The organism is bacterium (genome assembly GCA_024226335.1).
Classification (GTDB): domain Bacteria; phylum Myxococcota_A; class UBA9160; order SZUA-336; family SZUA-336; genus JAAELY01.
In genome coordinates, this window is record JAAELY010000301.1 from 1 (window position 1) to 1,558 (window position 1,558).

The following is a 1,558-nucleotide window of genomic DNA, read 5'->3' on the forward strand; positions in this document are numbered from 1 at the left end:
CAGTGGTGCGTCAGTCGGTCCAGCACGGCGCCGGTGAGCCGCTGGCTGCCGAGCACCTCGGTCCACTGCTCGAAGGGCAGGTTCGTTGTCACGATGACGCTGGTCCGCTCGTAGGCGGCGGAGATCACGTCGAAGAGCAGTTCGCTTCCGAGCTTGCTGGCCGGGACGTAGCCCAGTTCATCGAGGATCAGCAGATCGAGCTTCATCAGCTGATTCTTCATCCGCATCAACTGGCGTTCCTCACGGGCTTCCATCAACTGCGTGATCAGCTCGGTCACGCGATGGAACCGGACCTTCTTCCCTTGTCCACACGCAGCGATTCCCAAGGCCGTGGCGATATGGGTCTTTCCCGTTCCGGGATAGCCGATCAGAATGATCGACTCACGCTTCTCGATGTACTCCCCACGCATCAGTTCGCTGACCAGTACGCGGTTGATCGTCGGCTGGGCCTCGAACTTGAAATCTTCGAGCGTCTTGTAGTTGGGGAACTTGGCCGCCTTCAGACGCCGGTCGGCCGCCCGTTTCTCACGGTCGATCAGTTCCTGCTCGCAGAGTTGGAGCAGGAAGCCGAGATGATCGACGTTCTCCTTCGCACAGCGTGCCGCGATCTTTTCGCACTCCTCGTGCATGGTCGGCATCTTGAGTGCCTTGAGATGGTGCTTCAGCAAGACCGTACTCTTGGTTTCGAGTTTCTTCATGATTGCTTCTCCTGGTGTTGGACGAGATCGCCGTATTGAGAGATCCGAGGCTCGGGGATACTGTGGTCTTGCAGGTGTGGTCGGCCATCGAGTCGGAACAGCTTGGCTGGCGACTCGCGGCCTTCCTGCAGGAGGATCCGGATCACGTCAACGGTCATCGCTCCGATTCTCAGGGCGCGATCGATCGCATCGGTCAATTCTCTCAGCTTGTGCTTTTCCAGGAGACGCAGGATCTTGATGAACTCACGGCGGCCGTCGCTGCCGCCTTCCGATTCCAGACGCCTGCGGAGCACCGCAAAGACTTCTGGCAGATCCCACTCTTCGAAGGGCTTGCCAAAGTCGAGCGAATTCGGCTTCCGCTCCAATAACGCCAGGTAATGCACGGGATCATAGTGAACATTTTCCGATTCCCAGTCGCGTACATGCTCGGCGATAACGTGGCTGTCGGCAATGATCCGCACGCGATCAAGCGATCCGACGAGGATGACTTCGCGATGTGCGTACTGCGTCGGCACGCTGTAGTCATTCCGGTCGAACCGGATCAATGACAACGTGTTGACCTTGCCGCCCTTGACGCGTCTTGCCTCGAAACGATCCTCCGGAATCGGGAGCATCGCCTGACGGTCCTCTTCGAACAGTTCGGATTTCGTGCCGTCTTGACCGCGTAATTGACGCTGCAGGTCATTGCGGCAGTCGTCGGCCAACTTCTGATTGAACTGCTCGAAGTCGTCGAAGTTGGGAACCGGCACCATGAAGTTCCGCCGTGCGAACTTGACCAAGCCTTCGGTGTGGCCCTTTTCATTGGGCCGCCGCACGAGGCAGAAGTGGTGGTCGTAGAGATGGTGGGACTGTAATCGCAG

The 1,558-nt window shown here is 58.4% G+C and carries 2 protein-coding genes; both read right to left on the minus strand.

Annotated elements, in window-relative coordinates:
* The coding region (locus tag GY725_15795) for an ATP-binding protein (GenBank protein ID MCP4005653.1) at positions 1 to 698 on the minus strand (698 nt) is incomplete at its 3' end.
* Positions 695 to 1,558: transposase (locus GY725_15800; GenBank protein MCP4005654.1), on the minus strand; the 864-nt coding region annotated here is incomplete at its 5' end. The genes GY725_15800 and GY725_15795, both read right to left, overlap by 4 nt.